The 23,103-nt window shown below is 29.8% G+C and carries 24 protein-coding genes; 22 read left to right on the top strand and 2 right to left on the bottom strand.

Annotated features, from left to right (window positions below):
* Positions 1-56: 56 nt before the first annotated feature.
* The 10 genes from AJ889_RS07970 (at position 57) to panD (ending at position 7,466) form a co-directional block, all read left to right on the top strand.
* Entirely contained in the window at positions 57-1,199 is a 1,143-nt protein-coding gene (locus tag AJ889_RS07970; RefSeq protein ID WP_002854666.1) for a pyridoxal phosphate-dependent aminotransferase family protein, read from the top strand.
* Positions 1,196-1,807, top strand: a complete 612-nt coding sequence (locus AJ889_RS07965) for a pimeloyl-ACP methyl esterase BioG family protein (RefSeq protein WP_002934912.1) — start codon at positions 1,196-1,198, stop codon at positions 1,805-1,807. The genes AJ889_RS07970 and AJ889_RS07965 overlap by 4 nt, the downstream gene beginning before the upstream one ends.
* Positions 1,804-2,490 carry a malonyl-ACP O-methyltransferase BioC gene (gene bioC, locus AJ889_RS07960; protein WP_002854349.1) on the top strand — a complete coding sequence of 229 codons (687 nt, stop codon included), beginning with the start codon at positions 1,804-1,806 and terminating at the stop codon, positions 2,488-2,490. Before AJ889_RS07965 ends, bioC begins: the two co-directional genes overlap by 4 nt.
* Positions 2,491-2,543: 53 nt before the next feature.
* Positions 2,544-3,293: a molybdate ABC transporter substrate-binding protein gene (gene modA, locus AJ889_RS07955; RefSeq protein WP_002934910.1), complete on the top strand. Its 750-nt coding sequence runs from the start codon at positions 2,544-2,546 to the stop codon at positions 3,291-3,293.
* Complete coding sequence (locus tag AJ889_RS07950; RefSeq protein ID WP_002787993.1) at positions 3,290-3,691, top strand: molybdopterin-binding protein; 402 nt, start codon at positions 3,290-3,292, stop codon at positions 3,689-3,691. The genes modA and AJ889_RS07950 overlap by 4 nt, the downstream gene beginning before the upstream one ends.
* Positions 3,684-4,352, top strand: a complete 669-nt coding sequence (gene modB, locus AJ889_RS07945; protein ID WP_002854336.1) for a molybdate ABC transporter permease subunit — start codon at positions 3,684-3,686, stop codon at positions 4,350-4,352. Before AJ889_RS07950 ends, modB begins: the two co-directional genes overlap by 8 nt.
* 9 nt (positions 4,353-4,361) lie before the next feature.
* The gene (locus AJ889_RS07940; RefSeq protein ID WP_032584771.1) at positions 4,362-5,252 is read left to right on the top strand and encodes a sulfate/molybdate ABC transporter ATP-binding protein; all 891 of its coding nucleotides are present in this window, start codon (positions 4,362-4,364) and stop codon (positions 5,250-5,252) included.
* Positions 5,253-5,405: 153 nt separating this feature from the next.
* Positions 5,406-6,230 carry a 3-methyl-2-oxobutanoate hydroxymethyltransferase gene (gene panB, locus AJ889_RS07935; protein WP_002854572.1) on the top strand — a complete coding sequence of 275 codons (825 nt, stop codon included), beginning with the start codon at positions 5,406-5,408 and terminating at the stop codon, positions 6,228-6,230.
* Between the two features lie 10 nt (positions 6,231-6,240).
* The gene (panC, locus tag AJ889_RS07930; RefSeq protein ID WP_002867741.1) at positions 6,241-7,089 is read left to right on the top strand and encodes a pantoate--beta-alanine ligase; all 849 of its coding nucleotides are present in this window, start codon (positions 6,241-6,243) and stop codon (positions 7,087-7,089) included.
* The gene (panD, locus tag AJ889_RS07925) at positions 7,086-7,466 is read left to right on the top strand and encodes an aspartate 1-decarboxylase (RefSeq protein WP_002854245.1); all 381 of its coding nucleotides are present in this window, start codon (positions 7,086-7,088) and stop codon (positions 7,464-7,466) included. The genes panC and panD overlap by 4 nt, the downstream gene beginning before the upstream one ends.
* Positions 7,467-7,540: 74 nt before the next feature.
* Here the strand turns inward: panD and AJ889_RS07920 are convergent, their stop codons facing one another.
* Positions 7,541-8,194, bottom strand: a complete 654-nt coding sequence (locus AJ889_RS07920; protein WP_011812701.1) for a ThiF family adenylyltransferase — start codon at positions 8,192-8,194, stop codon at positions 7,541-7,543.
* Positions 8,184-8,960, bottom strand: a complete 777-nt coding sequence (surE, locus tag AJ889_RS07915) for a 5'/3'-nucleotidase SurE (RefSeq protein ID WP_025006555.1) — start codon at positions 8,958-8,960, stop codon at positions 8,184-8,186. Before surE ends, AJ889_RS07920 begins: the two co-directional genes overlap by 11 nt.
* A gap of 254 nt (positions 8,961-9,214) precedes the next feature.
* Here surE and AJ889_RS09815 point away from each other — a divergent pair, with 254 nt between their 5' ends.
* The 12 genes from AJ889_RS09815 to AJ889_RS07865 all read left to right on the top strand — a co-directional run bounded on the left by AJ889_RS09815 (position 9,215) and on the right by AJ889_RS07865 (position 23,099).
* The gene (locus AJ889_RS09815; protein WP_020836971.1) at positions 9,215-9,502 is read left to right on the top strand and encodes an MFS transporter; all 288 of its coding nucleotides are present in this window, start codon (positions 9,215-9,217) and stop codon (positions 9,500-9,502) included.
* Positions 9,448-9,948 (top strand): MFS transporter, encoded by a 501-nt coding sequence (locus tag AJ889_RS09940; protein WP_020836970.1) that lies wholly within the window; start codon positions 9,448-9,450, stop codon positions 9,946-9,948. The genes AJ889_RS09815 and AJ889_RS09940 overlap by 55 nt, the downstream gene beginning before the upstream one ends.
* 12 nt (positions 9,949-9,960) lie before the next feature.
* Positions 9,961-10,386 carry an MFS transporter gene (locus AJ889_RS09935; protein WP_240373247.1) on the top strand — a complete coding sequence of 142 codons (426 nt, stop codon included), beginning with the start codon at positions 9,961-9,963 and terminating at the stop codon, positions 10,384-10,386.
* A gap of 263 nt (positions 10,387-10,649) precedes the next feature.
* Positions 10,650-11,402, top strand: a complete 753-nt coding sequence (peb3, locus tag AJ889_RS07905) for an AcfC family glycoprotein adhesin PEB3 (RefSeq protein WP_070293361.1) — start codon at positions 10,650-10,652, stop codon at positions 11,400-11,402.
* Positions 11,403-11,500: 98 nt separating this feature from the next.
* Positions 11,501-14,365, top strand: coding sequence for a DEAD/DEAH box helicase family protein (locus tag AJ889_RS07900; RefSeq protein WP_002879714.1), 2,865 nt, complete (start codon positions 11,501-11,503; stop codon positions 14,363-14,365).
* Entirely contained in the window at positions 14,358-16,199 is a 1,842-nt protein-coding gene (locus AJ889_RS07895; RefSeq protein WP_002879712.1) for a site-specific DNA-methyltransferase, read from the top strand. Before AJ889_RS07900 ends, AJ889_RS07895 begins: the two co-directional genes overlap by 8 nt.
* A gap of 1 nt (position 16,200) precedes the next feature.
* The gene (locus tag AJ889_RS07890) at positions 16,201-17,355 is read left to right on the top strand and encodes a serine/threonine-protein kinase (RefSeq protein WP_002859843.1); all 1,155 of its coding nucleotides are present in this window, start codon (positions 16,201-16,203) and stop codon (positions 17,353-17,355) included.
* 122 nt (positions 17,356-17,477) lie between these two features.
* Complete coding sequence (lpxB, locus tag AJ889_RS07885; protein ID WP_002859842.1) at positions 17,478-18,572, top strand: lipid-A-disaccharide synthase; 1,095 nt, start codon at positions 17,478-17,480, stop codon at positions 18,570-18,572.
* 11 nt (positions 18,573-18,583) lie between these two features.
* Positions 18,584-19,069, top strand: a complete 486-nt coding sequence (gene greA, locus AJ889_RS07880; protein WP_002858660.1) for a transcription elongation factor GreA — start codon at positions 18,584-18,586, stop codon at positions 19,067-19,069.
* A gap of 9 nt (positions 19,070-19,078) precedes the next feature.
* The gene (locus AJ889_RS07875) at positions 19,079-19,837 is read left to right on the top strand and encodes a UDP-2,3-diacylglucosamine diphosphatase (protein WP_323469532.1); all 759 of its coding nucleotides are present in this window, start codon (positions 19,079-19,081) and stop codon (positions 19,835-19,837) included.
* Positions 19,830-20,786, top strand: coding sequence for a chemotaxis protein (locus AJ889_RS07870; RefSeq protein WP_002851778.1), 957 nt, complete (start codon positions 19,830-19,832; stop codon positions 20,784-20,786). Before AJ889_RS07875 ends, AJ889_RS07870 begins: the two co-directional genes overlap by 8 nt.
* 3 nt (positions 20,787-20,789) lie before the next feature.
* A complete protein-coding gene (locus tag AJ889_RS07865; RefSeq protein WP_002908715.1) occupies positions 20,790-23,099 on the top strand; it encodes a chemotaxis protein CheW in 2,310 nt (769 codons plus the stop codon).
* Positions 23,100-23,103 lie beyond the last annotated feature (4 nt).

The following is a 23,103-nucleotide window of genomic DNA, read 5'->3' as shown; positions in this document are numbered from 1 at the left end:
TTTTTAAATATATTTTGGCAAAATAATACTTTAAATTTCTGAATTTTAGGAAAAAAATGAGCCTTGAAAATATCTTAGAAGCCCTTGAAAAAAATCACAATCTTAGAAAACTTACAAGCCTCAAACATGAAGGAAATTTTGTTTTTAAAGAGGGTAAAAAGCTTTTAAATTTAGCGGGGAATGATTATTTAAATTTAAGCTCTTGCAAATCTTTAAAAGATGAATTTTTAGATAATGTCAAAGAACAAGACTTATTTTTTTCAAGCTCAAGTTCAAGGAGCTTGAGTGGAAATTTTACAATTTATGAGGAATTAGAAAGCTTTTTAAAATCCAAATTTAAAGAAAAAGAAATCTTACATTTTAACAGCGGTTATCATCTTAATATCTCTTGTATAGCTGCACTTGTGAGCATTCCAAATACACTTTTTTTAGTAGATAAATTCATCCATGCAAGTATGATTGATGGACTAAAACTTGGCGGAGCAAAATTTTTTCGCTTTCATCATAACGATATGAATCATTTAGAAAATTTAATTCAAAAACATTATGATCATTATGAAAATATCATCATTTTAAGCGAAGCATTATTTAGCATGGATGGTGATTTTTCTGATTTTAATACACTCATCGCCTTTAAAGAAAAATACCCTAAAATCAAACTTTATATCGATGAAGCGCACAGCGTGGGTTGCTTTGATGAGGAGGGCTTGGGACTTGTTAAAGCTTTAAATTTGGAAGAAAAGGTTGATTTTATAGTTTTTACCTTTGGCAAGGCTCTTGCTTCTATGGGTGCTTGCATGATTTGTAATAATCTTTATAAAAGCTTTTTTATCAACAAAGCTAGAGCTTTTATTTATTCTACAGCGCTGCCTCCTATCAATATAGCTTGGACAAAATTTATTTTTGAAAAAATGAGCGAGCTAAAAGAAAAAAGAGAAAAATTACAAATCATAGGCAACTTTTTTAAAAATCAACTCATAGAAAAAAATCATCAAATTTTAGGCGATGCTTACATCATCTCCTTGGTTTTGGGAGAAAATCAAAAGACTATAGAATTAGCAAAAAAACTTGAAACAAATGGCATTTTTGCACCCGCTATAAAAGAACCTACGGTGCCTAAAAATACAGCTAGAATTCGTTTTTCTTTGCATGCAGGACTTAGTAAAGAAGATTTAAAGAAAGTGATAGAACTTTTATGAAAATAAGCAATTTAATTCAAAATGAAAACTCACAAGAACTTATCTTAGTATTTGGCGGTTTAGCTTCACATCCTAGCCATTTTGCACATTTAAAAAGCGATAAAAATGTAGTTTTGGTTTATGATTATGAAAATTTAGACTTTAAATTTGATTTAAAGTCTTTTTCTAAAATCACTCTCATAGCTTTTTCTATGGGAGTTTGCGTAGCAAGTAGAGTTTTAAAAGATATAGAGTTTTCGCAAAAAATAGCTATCAATGGCACTCCTTTTGGCATAGATAAATTAAAAGGAATTCATCCTGCAATTTTTGCTAAGCAAATTAAAAAATTTGATCTCACGGCTTTTAAAAAATCTTTATTTAAAGAGCGCAAAAATGAAGCAAAAAACTTTATTTTTAAAGATGAAAAAGATTTAAAAACCGAGCTTGAAAAACTTTTCGAATTTGCCTCAAAAGAGTGTAATGAAAACTTTATTTGGGACAAAATTTACTCAAGCAATAATGATGAAATTTTTCCTCAAAATGCTTTAAAAAACACTTTTTCAAAGCTTATTTTCCTAAATGAGCCACATTTTGCTTTTTTTCATTTTAAAACTTGGGATGAAATTTGAATTTTTTAAAAGCAAAAGATTATCAAAAACACGCAAAAGTGCAAGATTTAATGGGTTTAAAACTTTGTGAAATTTTAAAAAATTTAGAAATTTCGCATTTTAAAAAAGTGTTTGAATTTGGTTGTGGTAGGGGCGAATTTAGCGACAAACTTTCAAAAATTATCACTTTTGATGAATATCTAAAAAATGATATTTTGGATTATCCTGACAATCTTAATGTGGAAATTTTTGATATGAATACCCTAGCTACACAGATTTTAAGCAAGCAAAAATTTGATCTTATCACTTCTAATGCGAGTTTGCAATGGCTTGATTTAAAGCAGGTTTTGCCCACACTAGCAAATATGTTAAATGAAAAAGGAATTTTACTTCTTTCTACTTTTGGAAAAATGAATTTAAAAGAGATCAAACAAAGCACAGGCTTGGGTTTAAAATATTTTAGCACAAAAGAACTTGAACAAATTTTTAAACCCTATTTTTCTGATATTAAAATCACTGAAGAAATTGTAAATTTGGAATTTCAAAACGCTTTAGAGGTTTTTAAGCATTTGAAATTAAGCGGGGTAAATTCTTTGGGATTTTATCGCTTAAACAAGCAATTCTTAAAAGAATTTGAAGAAAAATTCCAAAATAAACTCACTTATCATCCTATTTTTATTTTATGCAAAAAAGATACAAAATAAAATTTCTTATGTTATAATACAAAAAATCAAGATTATCTACAAAGGAAAGTGCAGTGAAAAAGCTTGTGTTAATTTTTATAGTGTTGTTTTTATCCTTAAATTTAAATGCACAAAATTTAAGTGTTTTCGTAGCTTCTTCAGCTTCAAAAGCTATGGAAGAAGTCAAAAATGAATTTTTAAAATCACACCCTAATGACAATATAGATCTTGTTTTTGGTGCTTCGGGAAAGTATTATCAACTTTTGAAACAAGGGAGAGAATTTGATCTATTTTTTTCAGCCGATACAAAATACGCGCAAGCAATTTATGAGGATCAAAACGCTTTAGATAAACCAAAAGTTTATGTTTTAGGTATCTTAGCCTTATATAGCTTAGATGAAAGCTTACTTGAAGGTGGGATAGAAAAGCTAAAAGATAAAGCAAATAAAATTCATCACCTAAGCCTTGCAAATCCAAAAGTTGCTCCTTATGGAGTAGTTGCTAAAGAAGTACTTGAAAATTTAAAATTAGACAAACTCTTTGAAGATAAAATTGTTTTAGGTGAAAATATCTCCGTGCCCGTTTTACATGTCGATAGCAATAATGCGGATTTGGGTATTGTGGCTTATTCTTTAGTATCTTCTATCAATCATCCTAAGGGCAAAGCTATTTTAATCGATCAAAAATACTTCACCCCTTTAAAACAAAGCTATGTCATCACAAGATACGCTAAAGATAAAAAATTAGCCTTTGAATTTAGCGATTTTATCAGCTCACAAAAAGCAAAAGAAATCTTTAAAAAATACGGATTTGACACACCTTGAATATCTTAAATGGCAAGATTATAGAGCTTTTAAATGAGGGTGAGATTGTCATCGTTAAGATCAGTATTAAAGAGCATATTTTTAAAGTTTTAATGCTTGATCTTCATTCTTTGCAAGATCTTAAAATAGGTACAAAAATTCAAGTGCTTTTTAAAGAACACGAACTTGGCTTTGCCTTGCCTCATTCTATTTTAAGTGTGGAAAATTCATTTCTAGCAAGGATTAAAAGTATTAAAAAGGGCAAAATTCTATATCATATCTTTTTTGATTTTGAGGGTGATGAAATTTCTAGCATTATCGCTAAAGAAAAAGCCTTAGAGCTTAAGCTCGAAGAAGGACAAGAATGGCTTTGCTTTGTCAAGGAAAACGATATCATTTTAAAGGCTATTTATGGATAATGATTTTTTACAAACCCTTTATCTTACCTTTAAACTTGCATTTATCACTACCTTTATACTCTTTTTCATCGGAGTATTTTTAGCCTATCTTTTAAGCTTTGTGAAATTTCCTTTTAAAAGCTTGGTGCAAACCTTTGTAGCTTTGCCCTTGGTTTTGCCTCCAAGTGTTTTGGGATTTTATTTACTCATAAGCTTTTCACAAAACAGCTTTTTAGGACAATTTTTAAAAGAATATTTTAACCTTTCTTTGGTTTTTAGCTTTGAAGGTTTAGTATTTGCTTCTTTGATTTTTTCTCTGCCCTTTATGGTAAATCCTTTACAAAGTGCTTTTTCATCAATCAATCAAAACCTACTTGATGCTTCTTATGCTCTAGGAAAGGGTAAAATTTATACACTTTTTAGAGTGATTTTACCCAATTCTAAAGTAGGGATTTTTAGTGCTTGCGCGATGAGTTTTGCACACACCATTGGTGAATTTGGAGTGGTGATGATGATAGGTGGACACAAAAAAGGTGAAACTTTGGTCGCAAGTATTGCTATTTATGATGAGCTTGAAGTTTTAAACTATACCTTAGCACATCAATACGCTTTTACTTTATTTGCGATTTCTTTTGCCATACTCTTAAGTCTTTATTTTGTGAACAAAAAAATCGCTCTATAGGCCAATTTTATGATAAAAATCGATATAAAACTTCCCATTAACACAGCAAAAGGCAAGAAGCAACTAGAATTAAACACTTGCCTAAAAGCAAATGAAATCACTGCTATTTTTGGAGAAAGCGGTGTGGGAAAAACGACTCTACTTAAAATCATTGCAGGACTTATAAAACCTGAATTTGGGCGCATAGAAGTAGGAGATGAGCTTTGGCTTGATACCCAAAAAAATATCAATTTAGCCATACAAAAAAGAAAAATCGGCTTTGTTTTTCAAGATTATGCTCTTTTTCCAAATATGAGCGTAAAAGAAAACATTTCTTACGCTGCGACTTCAAAACAAAAAGTAGAAGAGCTTTTAAGCTTAATGAATTTAGAAAATTTAGCCAAAATTTATCCCAAAAATTTAAGCGGTGGACAAGCACAAAGAGTGGCTTTAGCAAGGGCTTTAGCGAGAGAACCGCAAATTTTACTTTTAGATGAGCCTTTGAGTGCATTAGACTTTAAAATGCGATCTTTTTTGCAAGATGAGCTTGTGAAAATTTTACAACATTTTAAAATCACTACTTTATTGGTAAGTCACGATTTGGCTGAAATTTACAAATTAAGTCATAGAATTTTAGAGCTTAGTGATGGAAAAATCATCAAAGATGCAAGAACAAATGAATTTTTTACCTCATCAAATTTAAGTGCGAAACTGCGTTTAAGTGCAACTTTGCTTGAGATTAAAAAAAGTGATATTTTGATGATTTTTACCCTACTTTTAAATCAAGATATCGTTAAAATCACACTTAGCGAAGAAGAATTTTTAAGAACTTATAAAAATGTAAAAATCGGCGATACGCTTTTACTATCCATAAAAGCCTTTAACCCTATCATCGTAGGAAAACTTGATAAACAAAAGTAAAAATTTAATTTTTCTATAGAAATTTTCCAAAATTGTAACCATTAAAACAATCCATTAATTAAATATATTTTGTTTTATCGTTTATTTACTATTTATGAAAATTTATATGCTAGTTTTTTGCTTACTATTTTATAGCTAAACGAGGTATTTTAAATGAGAAAAAGTATTCTTAGTTTTTTGGAAAAAAAAGGTAAAAATGAAAAAATAACCATGGTAAGTGCCTATGACTACCATAGTGCAAAAATTCTAGATAATTGCGATATAGATATCATATTGGTTGGAGATTCATTAGCTATGACAGTGCTTGGCATGCAAGATACTTTAAGTGTGACCATGGATGAAATGTTGATCTTTACCAAAGCTGTTTCTCGCGGAGCTAAAAAGTCTTTCGTACTTGCGGATATGCCTTTCATGTCTTATCAAAGCTCGGATCGTGACGCTATCTTAAATGCCTCAAGATTTATCAAAGAAAGCCATGCAAATGGGGTAAAAGTGGAAGGGGGTATAGAAATCGCAAGCAAGATTAAATTAATTTCCCAATCAGGAATACCCGTCGTTGCTCACCTAGGACTAACCCCACAAGCTGTAAATATGCTAGGTGGATATAGAGTTCAAGGTAAAGATTTACAATCGGCTCAAAAAATCATAGATGATGCAAAAGCTGTGCAAGATGCGGGTGCTTGTATGTTGGTTTTAGAATGCGTACCTGTAAAATTAGCACAAAAAATAAGCTCTATTTTAGAAATTCCAACAATCGGCATAGGTTCAGGTAAATACTGCGATGGACAAGTTTTAGTTTATCATGATCTTTTAGGTTTAAATAAAGATTTTAAAGCAAAATTTGTAAAGCATTTTGATAAAATTGACCCTCAAGTAGGAGTTGAAAAATATAGAGATGAAGTTAAAAGCGGTATTTTTCCTTCCGAAGAGCACAGCTTTGATTATTTAGATGATGAATTATTAGATAAATTATACTAAGGATACAAATATGGAAGTCATTACTTCTATCAAAGAAGCAAAACAAATTGTAAAAAATTGGAAATCACATAACCTTAGCATAGGCTATGTTCCAACCATGGGCTTTTTACACGATGGGCATTTAAGTTTAGTCAAAAATGCCAAAACACAAGATAAAGTCATAGTAAGTATCTTTGTAAATCCTATGCAATTTGGCCCTAATGAAGATTTTTCTAGTTATCCAAGAGATTTAGAACGCGACATTAAAATGTGTCAAGATAATGGCGTTGATATGGTTTTTATCCCCGATGCAGCTCAAATGTATCTTAAGAATTTTAGCACCTATGTGGATATGAACACGATCACGGATAAGCTTTGTGGAGCTAAAAGACTGGGGCATTTTAGAGGCGTTTGCACAGTTTTGGCTAAATTTTTTAATATCCTAAACCCTGATATAGTCTATATGGGGCAAAAAGACGCGCAGCAATGCGTAGTCGTTAGACATATGGTTGATGATTTAAATTTTGATTTAAAAATTCAAATTTGTCCTATCATTAGAGAAGAAGATGGCTTAGCTAAAAGCTCTAGAAATGTATATCTTAGCGAAGAAGAAAGAAAAGCGTCACTAGCTATATCTCAAAGCATTTTTTTAGCTGAAAAATTAGTCCAAGAAGGAGAAAAAGATACTTCCAAAATTATCCAAGCTATGAAAGATATTTTAGAAAAAGAAAAATTAATCAAAATCGATTATATAGAATTAGTTGATTTTAACACTATGGAAAATATTAAAAATATCGCCGATAATGTTTTAGGAGCAGTGGCTGCTTTTGTTGGAAAAACAAGACTCATTGATAATTTTTTAGTACAAGGATTAAAATGAACATTACTTTACTCAAATCAAAAATACACCGTGCAAACGTAACAGAAGCTAGGCTTGATTATGTAGGAAGTATAAGTATAGATGAAAAATTATTGCAAGCGAGTGGAATTTTAGAATACGAAAAAGTCCAAGTAGTCAATGTCAATAATGGCGCTAGATTTGAAACCTACACCATCGCTACACAAGAAGAAGGGGTTGTATGCTTAAATGGCGCTGCGGCTCGTCTTGCTGAAGTAGGAGATAAAGTGATCATTATGTCTTATGCTGATTTTAACGAAGAAGAAGCAAAAACATTTAAACCAAAAGTTGTCTTTGTAGATGAAAATAACACTGCTACAAAAATAACAAATTATGAAAAACACGGAGCTATTTTCTAATATCTAACTATTTTTGTAATTTTTTCTATCTTAGATAAATGAATTTATCTAAGATAAATATTTAAATTTCAATCTTATCTAGCAAGAACTTTTCTTAATGCTAAACTTGCTAAAGCTAAACCAAAAGATGCAGTCACACCCATGAAAGATCCAAGATCTTTACAATGCGCTTCCTCATCTGAAAAAACCACATCAAAATTTCCTTTAAAACCTGATTTTCTAAGCTCGTAACGAAATTTTTTTGCTAAAGCATCTCCGTGGGTTTTAAATATACTTGTAGTTTTTATACGCGTAGGATCAAGCTTTCTAGCCCCACCTGTAGAAGAGATAAAAATTTGACGCTTAAAATCGATCAAATTGGCAAGTGCTACTTTTGCAGGGATATCATCAATTGCATCGATGATTAAATCAAATTCACTTAAATCAAAATTTGCTAAAAATTCATTGTCTATTTTACTTACTATACCCTTAACATTGTAAATTCTAGCAAAAACCTTAGCTTTTTCTTCGCCTAAATTTTCACTATGAATTTGGCGGTTTTGATTGGTGATTTCAAATTTATCCGCATCGATTAAAGTAAGATTTTGAAAACCGCTACGATAAAGCGCATCAACGCAAATTCCACCCACTCCACCAAGTCCGCAAACCAAAACTTTTGTTTGTGAAATTTTTTGAAATTTTTCTTCTCCAACTAGCCATTTTATACGTGTAAATCTATCATTCATCATTTGCCTTTAACCATTTTTTAACTTTTTTCATTCTTTCATAAGCTGTAAGATCCAGCATTATAGGTGTTATTGTAGCGTAGCCTTTTTTAAGTAAGGCAATATCGCTATTTTTCTCATCTTCAAAGTCTAAATTCGCCGCTGCAAGCCAATAGTACTCTACTCCTCTCGGATTGACATTTGAATGGGCTTCAAAATTATAAACCCTTTTGCCTGCTTTACAAATTTTAATGCCTTTGATTTTTGATTTTGCAGGAAAATTGATATTTAAAAATTCTTTTTTTCCTAAAGGAAAGCCTTTATCAAAGATATTTTGAACGATTTTTTTAGTAACTTTTAAAGCATTTTTAAAATCAAGCTCTTTTTCACTTTTCTTATAAAATTGAGAAAGAGCGATAGCAGGAATTCCTTGTAAAACCGCCTCCATAGCTCCTGCGCAAGTTCCTGAGTAGGTAATATCCTCGCCTACATTAGCACCTTTATTAATCCCACTTATTACAAGATCAGGCAAACGCTTTTTGTATAAAGCATGCAAAGCAAGATAAACACAATCTGCTGGAGTGCCATCATCAAGTTTGTAAAATCTTTTTCCCACTTTAACAAAACGCAAAGGTTTGGTTAGGGTTATAGAGTGCGAACAAGCTGATTTTTCACTAGCAGGAGCTACTATGGTGATCTTGGCTTTAAATTCTTTTGTTAACATCTTAATGAGTTTTTTAAGTCCTTCGCTTTCATAACCATCATCATTAGTGATAAGAATTTCTTTCATTGTCTTCCTTGCAAAAGATAAAAATCTGGATTTTAACATATTTTTTTAAAGCTTCATAGTATAAAATTTTAATTTTTAAATTATATAAATTTCGTATTATTTTTAATTATTTTTTTATTTTATATCGATTAACATTATTTAAACTATAAAAATATAAAGTTAGTAAGGATGGTTTAAATATGTTTGATTTTTTCAAACCTAAGGCAAAAGCTATTAAATTTCCTCTTTAGGAAATTTTACCTAGATATTACAAAATGAGAACTTGGAGTTTAAGTGGGGTTTTTATAGGATATATGGGATATTATCTTGTGCGAAATAATATCACTCTTTCAACTCCATTTATACAAAATCAACTTAATCTCAGTAAATCAGACATCGGAACAATCACAGGCTCAATGCTTATAGCTTACGGGATTAGCAAGGGTGCAATGAGCGTTATAAGCGATAAAGCTGATCCTAAAAAATACATGGCTTTAGGTCTTATTTTATGTGCTCTTGTAAATGTTTTACTTGGTTTTTCAAATTCTTTTACGCTTATGTAGGTTTTGTTATCGCGCTTGGGGTTTTTCAAGGTATGGGGGTAGGTCCTTCTTTTATCACTCTTGCAAACTGGTATCCTAAAAAAGAGCGGGGAATTTACACGGCCGTTTGGAATATCTCACATAATATAGGAGGCGGGATAGTTGCTCCTATAGTTTCGCTTTCAGGTTTTGCTTTGGCAGCATTATTGGGTGTGAGTATGGCAAATTTTAACGAAACATATTGGCACATGAATCATGTTTATGTTCCTGCTGCTTGTGCAGTTATCATTAGTCTTTATGTGCTTTATGCAGTTAAAGGAAGTCCTAAAAATGAAGGTTTGGTTGATATTACTGAAATCAATGAAATGCGAGGGATTAAAACAGAAGAAATCAAAGCTATAGAAACTCCAAATTTAAACAGTTTTGAAATTTTTTATCATTATGTACTTAAAAACAAAAATGCTTAGTATGTGGCTTGGATGGATACTTTTGTTTATATGGTGCGTTTTGGGCTTATTTCTTGGCTTCCTATTTACTTGCTAGAAACAAAAGGCTTTAATAAAGAACAAATGGGTATTGCCTTTTGGCTTTTTGAATGGGCTGCTATACCTTCTACTTTACTTGCAGGATATATTTCAGATAAAATTTTTAAAGGCTATAGAATGCCTCCTGCTATAGGCGCCATGGTGATTATTTTCTTTATGATTATTGAATATTTTACTTCAAATAATCTTTATATGGTTATTTTCTTTGCAGCTATGGCGGGGTGTTTAGTCTATATACCACAATTTTTAGCAAGTGTGCAAACTATGGAAGTCGTTCCTGCTTTTGCAGTAGGATCTTGTGTAGGACTTCGTGGCTTTATGAGTTATGTAGTTGGCGCTTCACTTGGAACAAAAGCATAGGTTGGGCTGTGGATTACTATGGTAGTTGGAATGCTGGTCTTATCATGCTCCTTAGTGCTTGTATTCTTTGTATACTTTGTTCTACTTTATGTTATTTTAGCGCTAAAAAGAAGCATCAATAACAATTTTAACTTTTGCTTGCAAAAATACCAAGCAAAAGTTAGATTTTAATAATATTTTTGTTACATTATAACTATTTATTAACATATAATTTCTAAAATCTTACCTTCAATCAATAAAAATTTATCATAAAAGGAAATACTATGAAAAAAATTATTACTTTATTTGGTGCATGTGCCTTAGCTTTTAGTATGGCAAATGCAGATGTAGACCTTTACGGACCAGGTGGCCCACACACGGCCTTAAAAGATATAGCAAACAAATATAGCGAAAAAACAGGCGTTAAAGTAAATGTAAATTTTGGCCCTCAAGCGACTTGGTTTGAAAAGGCTAAAAAAGATGCAGATATTTTATTTGGCGCTTCAGATCAATCGGCTTTAGCTATAGCGAGTGATTTTGGAAAAGATTTTAATGTGAGTAAAATCAAGCCTTTATATTTTAGAGAAGCCATCATACTTACTCAAAAAGATAATCCTTTAAAAATCAAAGGTTTAAAAGATTTGGCTAATAAAAAAGTAAGAATCGTTGTGCCTGAAGGTGCTGGAAAGAGCAATACTTCTGGAACTGGAGTTTGGGAAGATATGATAGGTAGAACTCAAGATATAAAAACCATACAAAATTTTAGAAACAATATCGTGGCCTTTGTTCCAAATAGTGGAAGTGCAAGAAAGCTTTTCGCACAAGATCAAGCCGATGCTTGGATCACTTGGATTGACTGGTCAAAAAGCAATCCTGACATAGGAACTGCCGTAGCTATAGAAAAAGATTTGGTTGTTTATAGAACTTTTAATGTGGTAGCTAAAGAAGGTGCGAGCAAAGAAACACAAGATTTTATTGCTTATTTAAGTTCTAAGGAAGCTAAAGAAATTTTTAAAAAATACGGCTGGAGAGAATAAACCTTCATACACGCTTTTTAGCGTGTATTCTTGCATAACTTCTTTTAATTAAGCCAAAATAAGATAAAATATTTAAAATATTTTATCGGAAAATGTGAATGATTTTTGAAAAACAAGAGTATCAAGTTAAGTGCATAGATAATATTATCACGCTTTTAAAAGATTTTGATTTTAAAAGACAGGATAATTTAAAAGAATGTTTGAAAGAATTTTATAACAACACCTTTTTACCAGTGCAAAATATAAGTGATAAATTAAATTTAGATATTTTAATGGAAACGGGCACAGGTAAGACTTTTACTTATTTAAATTTGATATTTGAACTTCATAGGCAATTTAAGCAAAATAAATTCATTATTTTTGTTCCAAGAAAAGCAATTTTAGAAAGCGTAAAACAAAATATAGAACTCACAAAAATTTATTTTTATTCAGAATATCAAAAATATTTAAAAGTCTATTACTACTCAGATGGTAAGAGTCAGAGTGCTATTATTAATCACTACATTAACAATAAAGATGAGCTTTCGGTATTGGTTTTAACCAATAGTGCTATTGATAAAAAAACCAATTTGCTTAATCAACAAAATGAAAGTTTATTTAAAAGTTTATCTGAATTCAAAAGCGTTTTTGAAAATATCATAGATTTAAAACCTATTAGTATTATTGATGAGCCCCATTTGCTTAAAGGAAAGGCTTTTAATGAATATTTTTCAAAAATAAATTCACTTTATTTTCGCTTTGGAGCAACTTTTCCAAAAGAAAAAGATTATGAGCTTAGTAATATGATTTATTGTCTTGACTCCATATCTGCTTTTAAAGAATATCTTGTAAAACAAGTCAAAGTACATACTTTAGGAGTAAATACAAACAATATTTTTCTTAAAGAGTATAAAAATAAAAAAGCAATTTTTACCTATACTTTAAATGGCATAGAAAGAGAAGAAACAATAAAGTTACAAGATAGTTTTTCTCTTTTAAATAATGCCATTTTAACGCAAGTAAAGGATAATAAAGCTTATTTTAATGATGAAACTATTATCGAGAAAAAAGAAAGTTATGTTTTAAACAATGATGAAATTAAAGAACTTTTAAAAAAAGCGATTGACTTGCATTTTGAAAAGGAAGAAAAACTTTTTAAAAAAGGTATCAAAGCTTTAAGTTTGTTTTTTATCCCGAACATCACAGATTTTAGGGGCGAAAGTCCTTTTATTAAAAATACTTTTGAAGAACTTTACAAAGAAAAACGCAAGGAAATTTTAAAGCTAAATTTAGATGTTCGATACAAAGAATATTTAGAAAAAGACTTTGATGAAGCGGGAAATTTAAGAGTTCATCAAGGCTATTTTAGTGGTGATAAAGGAAGTCCTGATGAAAAAGAAGCTAATGGAGTAAAGCTTATTTTAGAAGAAAAAGAAAAATTACTTTCTTTTGATACTTCTTTGCGTTTTATTTTCAGCGTTTGGGCTTTGCAAGAAGGCTGGGATAATCCAAATATTTTTACTTTAACCAAACTTTCAAATTCTTCTTCTCAAATTAGCATTCATCAACAAGTGGGGCGTGGTTTAAGACTTTGTGTTAATAATAAAGGCAAGAGAATTACGCATAATTATTTAGATTTTGATGACAATCAATTTTATGATATTAATTATCTTGATATTTTAGTGAGTGCAAGAGAAGTTCATTATATAGAAAATTTACAAAAAGAAGTTTTAGATTCTAGCTTTAGATTTGATAGCCAAACACTAGAAAAAAACTTTCTTGAGAATTTATTAAATGTAGATTTAGCTAATGATTTAATTTATCTTTTAAAAAAATCAAAATTAATTTCTTACAATAAAGAACAAAGTAATTATAAAATCTTATCTCCTATATATGAAAGTATAAAGGATAATGAAGAGTTTAAAGAACTTTTAGGCGATAAATTTGATAAATTCTTAAATATATTTAAAGAAAATTCAAACAACACTCATGAGCAAATCATCAATGCTAAAAATCAAGATAATAAGGTCAAAATAAGAACGCATTTAGCCAAAGATTTTAAAGAGCTTTGGGAAAAAATTAATAAAAAAGCACAAATAATTTATCAAAACATAAACGAACAAAATATTATAGATGAAGTTATACTAGCTTTTAATGCTTTAAATATAGAAAAAGAACGCGTGTATTATGAAAGAAAACTTTTTGACGCTAAGCAAAATTCTATCATCACTGAAGAAATTAAAACCTTGGAAGAAATTGATTATAAAAAAAGCCTTTACCAAGAAATACAAAATTTGCTTTTAAATTTCAGTAAAGATGAAAAATTTCCTTTAGTATTTTTGCTAAAAATTTATGAAAAACTTGATAAAACTAAATTTGAAAACTCTCCAAAAAAAGCTTTTAATAGCCTAAAAAACATCATCAAAGATAAAATTCATCATAGTTTATTACACTCTATAAATTATAAATTTTCTCTTCATACTTTTTCAAATTCTTATGAAAATTTGATAGAAAATGGTGAATTTAAAGAAAGTATCGCTATGCAAAAATTAGGGCGTTACAAAGATGATGAAGAACCGGCTAAAAATTATCTTTATGAAAGTGTGATTTATGATTCAAATATAGAAAAAGAAATCATCAAAGAAAATCATGAAATTATCGAAACTAAAACGATAAAAGTTTTTGCCAAATTACCAAAACTTAGCATCCCTACACCTTATAAAAACTATGAACCTGATTTTGCTTATTTTTTAGAAGATCAAAAGGGTAAAAAAATCTTTTTTGTATGCGAAAGTAAAGGCTATGATAAAGAAAGTGATATCGCATTAAATGAAAGAAAAAAGATAGATTATGCTAGAGTGTTTTTTCAAAAATTAGATGAGAATTTAAAAAATGAAAATATAAAAATTATTTTTAACACAAGGATAAATAAACAAAAATTAATTCATTGTATCAATGAAGTTTTAAAGGAAAATAATGCTTGATATAAATAAAATCAAAAAAGAAAATTTAATCAATACAAAAGAAAATAAAAATGAACTTTTAGAGTATTTAAAGCTAAATTTCCCACAAACCATAAAAGATGGACAAGTCGATTTAAAGGCTATTGCTATGCTTTTAGGCTTAAATAATAAAGAAATTAGAGGTTATGAGTTAAGTTTCACAGGCAAAGCTTTAGCAAATGCTCTTTACGATACTCCAAATACTAAAGAATTAAAATTTCATAAGAGTTTAAGCAAAAACTTTGAAACTACTAAAAATGCTATCATAAAAGGGGATAATCTTCATGCCTTAAAACTTTTAAAATCCGCTTACTATGAAAAAATAAAAATGATTTATATCGATCCGCCTTACAATACTAAAAATGATAAATTTATTTATAATGATGATTTTGTAAAAGAGCATAAAAAACTTTTAATAGAAGTTGGACTTTTAGAAATCACAGAAGAAGGTGAAGAAATCGGAAGTGAAATTTTAAATTTCTTTATCAATGCTAAAGGCGACAGAAGTCATAGTACATGGCTTGGCTTTATGCTACCACGCCTTAAACTTGCTAGAGATTTACTAAGAGAAGATGGAGTGATATTTATAAGCATTGATGATAATGAACAAGCAAATTTAAAGATTCTTTGTGATGAGATTTTTGGGAAAGAGAATTTTATTTCATGTTTTATTTGGCAAAAAAAATCAGGTGGAGGACAGGCAAAATATTTTTACGAAGGACATGAGTATATGCTTATATATACAAAAGATAAAACAAATTTAAATGGACTTTTTAAATTTAAAGAAAAACCAGAAATTAACAATGATTTGATAAGAAAAGTCCACGGTAAATATACCAATAATGAATCCATTAAAAAAATTTTAAATTTATATCCAAAAGACACTGTCGATCACAGAAATTTAATGTTTGAAGAATTAGATATTTTTTTAAAAGAAAATATGATTAGTGAGAAAAAATATAATGATATAAAATCAAAAATTGACAGCGGCGAGTATTTTTTACAACAATATAAAGATACAAAATTTCATCTCATTTGCTCTTATCAAGATGATAATTTATCAAAAATGTATTCCATATTTAGTGGGCATTGGACTTCAGATGGAAATGAAGAAATAGAAAGCATATTTAATGGCAAATTGGTTTTTGAAAATCCAAAACCAACCACATTAATAAAGGAAATATTTTTTGCAAATACAAATCAAAATGATATTATCCTAGACTTCTTTGCAGGTAGTGGCACGACAGCACAAGCGGTAATGGAACTCAACGCAGAAGATAATGGAAATCGTAAATTTATTCTAGTGCAACTTGATGAAAAAATCGATGAGAATAAAAGCAAAGTGGCTTATGATTTTTGTAAAAATGAACTAGGAAGCGAAAACCCAGTTATTAGCGATATAACCATTGAAAGAGTTAAAAGAGCGGGTGAGAAAATTTTAAAAGAAAATAGGGATAAAAATTTAGATTTAGGCTTTAAAGTATTTTCTCTTGTAGAAAAACCAGAACTAACAAAAGATGAATTAAACACTTTAAATTTAAAATATCATGAAAATTTAAGCCCTTATGAGAAAGCTTTAAATTTAGCCTTGCTAAATGGTAAGACTTTAGACAAAGACTTAAAAATGATTTTAAAAGATAAACTTTATGAGTGCGAAGATTGTTTTTATATAGTAAATTGCGATGATGAAGTTTTAGATTTTTTAAGAAAAACACAAAATGAAAATGTGTATATTAATGGATATGATGATATAAATTTAGAAGATTATTTAAATCTTGAAAGCTTTTTAAAAGAACGCTTGAAAATGGTGTATTAAGATGGGCCAAGAAATTATTAAATTTATTAAGCAAAAAGATTATGAAAAAATTACTTTCTTAGATGAAGGATCATTTGGTAAGGTTTTATTGATTAGAGATGTTTTTATTGATGAGCTTTTTGTTGTAAAAAAATATGATCCAGATGATATACTAGATGAAAATAATAAGAAAAGATTTTATAAAAATTTTTTAGATGAGATAAAAATTTTATACAAGTTAAATCATAAAAATATTGTTAGAATTTTTAATTATTATCCTTATGAAAATATTTATACAGCTTATATTATAATGGAGTATATACAAGGGAAAAATATTAAAGAGTATTTTGATGATGAAAATAACTTGGAGAATTTAAATTCTATTTTTATACAACTAATTGAGGTCTTTGCCTATATAGAAGAAAAAGGCATTATACATAGGGATATAAGAGAAAAGAATATTCTTATAGATGCTGACGGGGTAGTTAAAGTTATTGATTTTGGTTTGGGAAAGGTTTTTGATATAAGTAAAAACGAAGATACCCTAAATTCAATTATAAATAGAAATGATGTTGATACTTTACCAGAAGAGTATTTTCAAAAGGAATATACAATTCAAACTGATATTTATTATTTAGGTGATTTGGTTTATAGACTTATTAATAACTTAGCAGAAAATAAACATAATTTTGAATATTTTAATATTTTAAATAAAATGATTAAAAAAGAAAAAAAATTTCGTTACCAAAGTTTTGCAGATATAAAGAGAGAGTTAAACAAAGAAAATTTTGTTAATTTAAAAATTAGCCAAGAAGATAAAGCGATTTATAATATTTTTTCAAATTATATTATTGGTTATATTGATTGTTTTATAGGAGAGCCTGTATTAAATGCTAATATAAATGAAATTCTAGGAGAAATTGATAAGGTTATTCAAAGAAATTCTTTTAATGAGTATATTGAAAACAATTCTAAACTTATAAACATAATCATTAAAAATAATTTTCATACACAGCAATATCCTAGTTCTATCAAATGTGAAGAGTTGGATAAATTTTATAAGTGGTTTAAAGCGTTAAATGGCAAAATGCAAAAACTTGTTTTAGATAATCTTGAAGAAAAAATATCTCAAATTCCTTTTATATCAAAAAACGATGATTTTGCCTTGCCTTTTTAATTATATAAACTAAGCAAGTATAAATTTATCAAATAATGAAGTTAAGATAATATGAAATTAAAACTATTAAAATATTAAAAAATCGGTTGTGATATTTCCTTAAGAAATAAGAAAGAGTAAAAATGAAAACCTTTTTAGTTTGTGCTTTAGAGCCTTCAGCAAATTTGCATTTAAAAGAAATTTTAAAAGCTTATAAAAATGAATATAAAGAATTTGATTTAGTAGGAATTTATGATGAGAGTTTATGTAAAGAATTTGATTTAAATTCTAAACCACTTTATAGCTCACATGAGTTTAGTGCTATGGGTTTTATAGAAGTTTTACCTTTGATTTTTAAAGCAAAAGAAGCTATAAAAAAACTTGTAAATTTAAGTTTTACTCAAAAAATAAATGGGATTTTATGTATAGATTCGCCCGCTTTTAACATACCTTTTGCTAAGGCTTTAAAAAAAGCAGGCAGTAAAATTCCACGCATTTATTATATCTTGCCTCAAGTTTGGGCGTGGAAAAAAGGTCGCATACCTATCATAGAAAGTCATTTTGATATTTTAGCTTCTATTTTGCCCTTTGATAATCAGTTTTTTAACAAAAGCACCTATATAGGCCATCCGCTTTTAGATGAAATAAAAGAATTTAAAAATCAAGAAGACATTAATCATACATTTTCAAAAAAAGATGATGAAAAAACTATAGCCTTTTTACCAGGTTCAAGGCGTAGTGAAATTAAGCGTTTAATGCCTATTTTTAAAGAACTTTCTCAAAAATTTAAGGGTGAAAAAATTCTTTGCGTTCCCTCGTTTAATCTTGAAAAATTAGAAATTTATGGTGATATTAGCGAATTTAAGATAGAAAGTAACACTCCAAAAGTGCTTAAAAAAGCTGATTTTGCCTTTATTTGTAGTGGAACAGCTACTTTAGAAGCAGCTTTAGTGGGAACTCCTTTTGTTCTTGCTTATAAGGCAAAGGCTATCGATATTTTTATCGCAAAACTTTTTGTAAAATTAAAACATATAGGACTTGCAAATATTTTTTGTGATTTCGCTGGAAAAGAAGCTTTAAATCCTGAATTTTTACAAGATAAAGTCAATGTTTTAAATTTATATGAAGCTTACAATAAATATGATTATAAGGCATTTTTTGCTAAAGTTGATTTTTTAAAAGAATATTTACAATTTGGAAGTGCTAAAAATTTAGCAAAAATCCTAAACGAAATATAAAAGGATAAATCATGCAAAAAGAACCAATGAGTCAATTTGGCTATGATAAGTTAGCCGCAGAATTAAAAGATTTAAAAGACAATCAACGCCCTGCCGTTGTAATAGAAATCGATACAGCAAGAAGTCATGGGGATTTGAAAGAAAATGCTGAATACCATGCTGCAAGAGAAAAGCAAGCTTTGATAGAAAGTCGTATTGCAGAGCTTAGTGACTTGCTAGCAAGAGCTCAAGTGATCGATCCTTCAAGCTATGAGCACGATAGTGTGAAATTTGGTTCAAGTGTTGTGATCATGGATTTGGATACAGAAAAAGAAAGCAAATATACTCTAGTAGGAATTTGCGAAGGAAATTTAGATAAGGGTTATATTTCCATCGCATCTCCAATAGCAAAAGCTATGCTTGGAAAAAAAGAAGGAGATGATTTTAAAGTGCGTTTGCCAAAAGGTGAAAGTGAATTTGAAATCCTTTCTATAAATTATGAGCCTTTGAAATTTTAAGGATAAAAAATTTTACTACAAAATGGAGCGATTTTAATCGCAGATGCTCATGAAAATGAACAAAGAAAGGGATTTTGGGAATTTTTACAAGCCTTAAAAAAAGGTAAAATTTCCACCCCTCAACTCATACTTATGGGTGATATTTTCGATTTGCTTATAGGCGAAATCTCTGCTACACATGAATTTGCTAAACCTTACATAGAACTTTTAGAAGAATTGGCCTTAAAAATTGAAATTATCTACTTAGAAGGCAATCATGATTTTAATCTTTCTTGTTTTTTTAAAAGGGTAAAAATTTTTAACTTACAAGAGCAGCCCATAAAGCTTAATTTGCATACAAGTAAAGGTAATAATCTTGTTTTAAATAATGCTTTTATAAAATTAGCTCACGGAGATATTTTTTTACCACCTCTTTTACAATTTACTCTGAAAACATTAAGAAATCATTATTTGCTTGTATTTTTGAATTTTTTAAATATTATTACTCGTAATTTTATTTCAAATAAAATTCTTCAAAATCAAAACAAAAAAAACCTTTTTTATCAAATAAAAGATTTTGAAAATTTAGCGAAAAAAAGATATGAAAAATATGAAAATTTAGGATTTTGGGTATGTGAAGGACACTATCATCAAAATCATCAAATCAACAAAGAAAACATTAAATATCTTAACTTAGCTAGTTTTGCATATAAGAGAAGTTTTTTTGTAGTAGAATATCAGCAAGAAATCAAATTTCGAGAACAGAAATTGAGGGGTCAAAATGTTTGATGAAAATATCGTGAAAACGGGTTCAAATGAAATGGAGCTTGTCGATTTCCGTATCTTTAAGCAAGGGCACGATAAAGTCTATGAAGGAATTTATGGTGTAAATGTTTCTAAGGTAAGGGAGATTATAAAAATCCCAAGCCTTACAGAACTTCCAGGTGTACCTGATTACATCGAAGGTATCTTTGATCTTCGTGGAGTGGTTATACCTGTAGTCAATCTTGCCAAATGGATGCAAATCACTGAGCCAGAAAGCACTATGCTAAAACCTAGAGTTATTATTACTGAATTTAGCAATATTCTTATTGGTTTTATAGTTCACGAAGCAAAAAGAATTCGTAGAATAAACTGGAAAGATATAGAACCAGCAACTTTTTCTACAGGATCAGGTGCTTTAGATAAAGGTAAAATTACAGGTGTAACACGCATTGAAAATGATGAAGTGTTGCTAATTTTAGATCTTGAAAGTGTTGTTGAAGATTTAGGAATTTACGCTCCAAAAACAGATATAGATTTTGGAAAAATAGAAAAATTTACTGGAACAGCACTTATACTTGATGACAGCATGACTGCTAGAAAACGCGTCAAAGAAATGATGCAACAGATGGGCTTTCAAGTTGTTGAAGCTAAGGACGGCGTAGAGGGCATAAACAAATTAGAAGAATTAAGCCAAATTTATGGTGAAAGTTTAAACGATACTTTAAAAATTATAGTAAGCGATGTCGAAATGCCACAAATGGATGGTTTCCACTTTGCTGCACGCATTAAAGAAGATCCAAGATTTAAAGATATTCCTATAGTCTTTAACTCATCTTTATCAAATGAATTTATGAATGAGAAAGGTGTTCAAGAAGCTGGTGGAGAAGGCTATCTTGTCAAATTTAACGCTAGCGATTTCTTCAATGAAATTGCAAAGGTTATTAAAAAACATCAATCTCAAGAACAGGGGTAAAATATGGAAGATATGCAAGAAATACTTGAAGACTTTTTGGTTGAAGCTTTTGAGCTTGTTGAGCAAATCGACCATGATTTAGTAGAGCTTGAATCAAATCCAGAAGATTTAGAATTATTAAATAGAATTTTCCGTGTTGCACATACGGTTAAAGGATCATCAAGCTTCTTAAATTTTGATGTTTTAACAAAGTTAACTCACCACATGGAGGATGTTTTAAACAAAGCAAGACATGGCGAGTTAAAAATAACTCCAGATATCATGGATGTGGTTTTAGAGTCTATTGATAGAATGAAAACTTTACTTAATTCCATTCGTGATAATGGCAACGATACTGCTATTGGTATGGATATAGAACCAATTTGCGCAAGATTAACAGCTATTTCAGAGGGAGAGTCTCCTGTTGTGGCAACAGATTCAAATGAAAAATCTACTCCACAAGCAGAACTAGAAGCACCAAAACAAGAAATAGCTACTCCAGAACCTGAAGTAGATGTTAATCAATTAAGTGATTCTGAAGTTGAAGCTGAAATAGAAAGACTTTTAAAAGTTAGAAAAGCTGAAGATCAAGCTCGTCGCGCACAAAAGAAACAAACAACAAATGCGGCACCTAAACCGACTAACAATGCAGCAAATAAACCTACGGAAAGTGGAGAGAAAAAAGTTCCTGCTTCAGGTAGTAATGCTAGCAGTATGGATCAAACCATACGCGTGGAGGTAAAAAGATTAGATCACTTAATGAATCTAATTGGGGAGCTTGTTTTAGGCAAAAACCGTTTGCTTAAAATTTACGATGATGTTGAAGAGCGTTATGAAGGAGAAAAATTCCTTGAAGAACTTAATCAGGTTGTAAGTCAATTAAGTATTATTACAACTGATGTTCAGCTTGCTGTGATGAAAACAAGAATGCAACCTATAGCAAAAGTTTTCAATAAATTCCCAAGAGTTGTTCGTGATTTAAGTCGTGAATTAGGAAAGCAAATAGAACTTGAAATTACAGGTGAAGAAACTGAACTTGATAAATCTATCGTAGAGGAAATTGGCGATCCTATCATGCATATGATTAGAAATTCATGTGATCATGGTGTTGAGGATCCAGCAACTCGTGCAGCGAATGGAAAACCTGAAAAAGGTATAGTCCAACTTAAAGCTTATAATGAGGGCAATCACATCGTTGTAGAAATTACAGATGACGGTAAAGGACTTGATCCAAATGGCTTAAAAGCAAAAGCTATAGAGAAAAATTTGATTACCGAAAGAGAAGCAGATCAAATGACAGACAAAGAAGCTTTTGCTTTGATTTTCAAGCCTGGTTTTTCAACTGCGGCTAAAGTAACAAATGTTTCAGGTCGTGGCGTAGGAATGGATGTTGTTAAAACCAACATCGAAAAACTTAATGGGGTAATTGAAATTGATAGTGAGTTGGGTAAAGGAAGTTCATTTAAACTTAAAATTCCTCTTACCTTGGCAATCATTCAATCTTTACTTGTAGGAACTCAAGAGGAATTCTATGCAATTCCACTTGCAAGCGTTCTTGAAACAGTTAGAGTGCCAATCGATGATATCTATACTATCGAAGGTAAAAATGTATTACGCTTAAGAGATGAAGTGCTTTCTCTTGTGAGACTTTCAGATGTATTTGGAGTTAAACAAGTCCTTGAAAGCGGTGATCAAACTTATGTCGTTGTTATAGGGGTAGCAGAAAGCAAGCTTGGTATTATAGTAGATACTCTTGTAGGACAAGAAGAAATAGTTATTAAATCCATGGGTGATTATTTACAAAATATCCAAGGTATAGCAGGAGCTACAATCCGTGGTGATGGTAGGGTGACATTAATCATTGATGTAGGCGCTATGATGGATATGGCCAAAGAAATTAAAGTTGATATTAAAGCGCAATTAGAATCAAGTGCGAAAAAACCTAAAGAACAACCAAGTGATTATAAAGTCTTAATTGTAGATGATTCTAAAATGGATAGAACTTTAATGCAAAAAGCTTTAGAACCGCTAGGAGTTAGTTTAATCGAAGCAACAAATGGTGTTGAAGCATTGAATATTATAAAATCTGGCGAACATGATATTGATGCAATGCTTATAGATATCGAAATGCCAAGAATGGATGGATACACCTTAGCTGGTGAAATTAGAAAGTATTCTAAATATCGCAACTTACCATTGATAGCAGTTACTTCAAGAACAAGTAAAACTGACCGTTTAAGAGGTGTTGAAGTGGGTATGACTGAATATATCACTAAACCTTATTCTCCAGAATACTTGGAAAATGTGGTTAGAAAAAATTTGAAACTAGGATAAGAAT

This window comes from Campylobacter sp. BCW_6468, assembly GCF_001762865.1.
Lineage (GTDB): Bacteria > Campylobacterota > Campylobacteria > Campylobacterales > Campylobacteraceae > Campylobacter_D > Campylobacter_D jejuni.
The sequence above is the reverse complement of the archived record's forward strand: the minus strand, read 5'-3'. Positions and strand labels throughout refer to the sequence as shown.

Bases quoted from the DNA above. Each gene is read 5' to 3' on its own strand.
- AJ889_RS07900 (WP_002879714.1), top strand. From the start codon at position 11,501: ATGATTTTTGAAAAACAAGAGTATCAAGTTAAGTGCATAGATAATATT.
- AJ889_RS07895 (WP_002879712.1), top strand. From the start codon at position 14,358: ATGCTTGATATAAATAAAATCAAAAAAGAAAATTTAATCAATACAAAA.
- AJ889_RS09815 (WP_020836971.1), top strand. From the start codon at position 9,215: ATGAGAACTTGGAGTTTAAGTGGGGTTTTTATAGGATATATGGGATAT.
- AJ889_RS07870 (WP_002851778.1), top strand. From the start codon at position 19,830: ATGTTTGATGAAAATATCGTGAAAACGGGTTCAAATGAAATGGAGCTT.
- modB (WP_002854336.1), top strand. From the start codon at position 3,684: ATGGATAATGATTTTTTACAAACCCTTTATCTTACCTTTAAACTTGCA.
- panC (WP_002867741.1), top strand. From the start codon at position 6,241: ATGGAAGTCATTACTTCTATCAAAGAAGCAAAACAAATTGTAAAAAAT.
- AJ889_RS09935 (WP_240373247.1), top strand. From the start codon at position 9,961: ATGGATACTTTTGTTTATATGGTGCGTTTTGGGCTTATTTCTTGGCTT.
- AJ889_RS07890 (WP_002859843.1), top strand. From the start codon at position 16,201: ATGGGCCAAGAAATTATTAAATTTATTAAGCAAAAAGATTATGAAAAA.
- AJ889_RS07940 (WP_032584771.1), top strand. From the start codon at position 4,362: ATGATAAAAATCGATATAAAACTTCCCATTAACACAGCAAAAGGCAAG.
- AJ889_RS07920 (WP_011812701.1), bottom strand. From the start codon at position 8,194: ATGATGAATGATAGATTTACACGTATAAAATGGCTAGTTGGAGAAGAA.
- AJ889_RS07865 (WP_002908715.1), top strand. From the start codon at position 20,790: ATGGAAGATATGCAAGAAATACTTGAAGACTTTTTGGTTGAAGCTTTT.
- surE (WP_025006555.1), bottom strand. From the start codon at position 8,960: ATGAAAGAAATTCTTATCACTAATGATGATGGTTATGAAAGCGAAGGA.
- panD (WP_002854245.1), top strand. From the start codon at position 7,086: ATGAACATTACTTTACTCAAATCAAAAATACACCGTGCAAACGTAACA.
- AJ889_RS09940 (WP_020836970.1), top strand. From the start codon at position 9,448: ATGTGCTCTTGTAAATGTTTTACTTGGTTTTTCAAATTCTTTTACGCT.
- greA (WP_002858660.1), top strand. From the start codon at position 18,584: ATGCAAAAAGAACCAATGAGTCAATTTGGCTATGATAAGTTAGCCGCA.
- peb3 (WP_070293361.1), top strand. From the start codon at position 10,650: ATGAAAAAAATTATTACTTTATTTGGTGCATGTGCCTTAGCTTTTAGT.
- AJ889_RS07965 (WP_002934912.1), top strand. From the start codon at position 1,196: ATGAAAATAAGCAATTTAATTCAAAATGAAAACTCACAAGAACTTATC.
- AJ889_RS07970 (WP_002854666.1), top strand. From the start codon at position 57: ATGAGCCTTGAAAATATCTTAGAAGCCCTTGAAAAAAATCACAATCTT.
- lpxB (WP_002859842.1), top strand. From the start codon at position 17,478: ATGAAAACCTTTTTAGTTTGTGCTTTAGAGCCTTCAGCAAATTTGCAT.
- panB (WP_002854572.1), top strand. From the start codon at position 5,406: ATGAGAAAAAGTATTCTTAGTTTTTTGGAAAAAAAAGGTAAAAATGAA.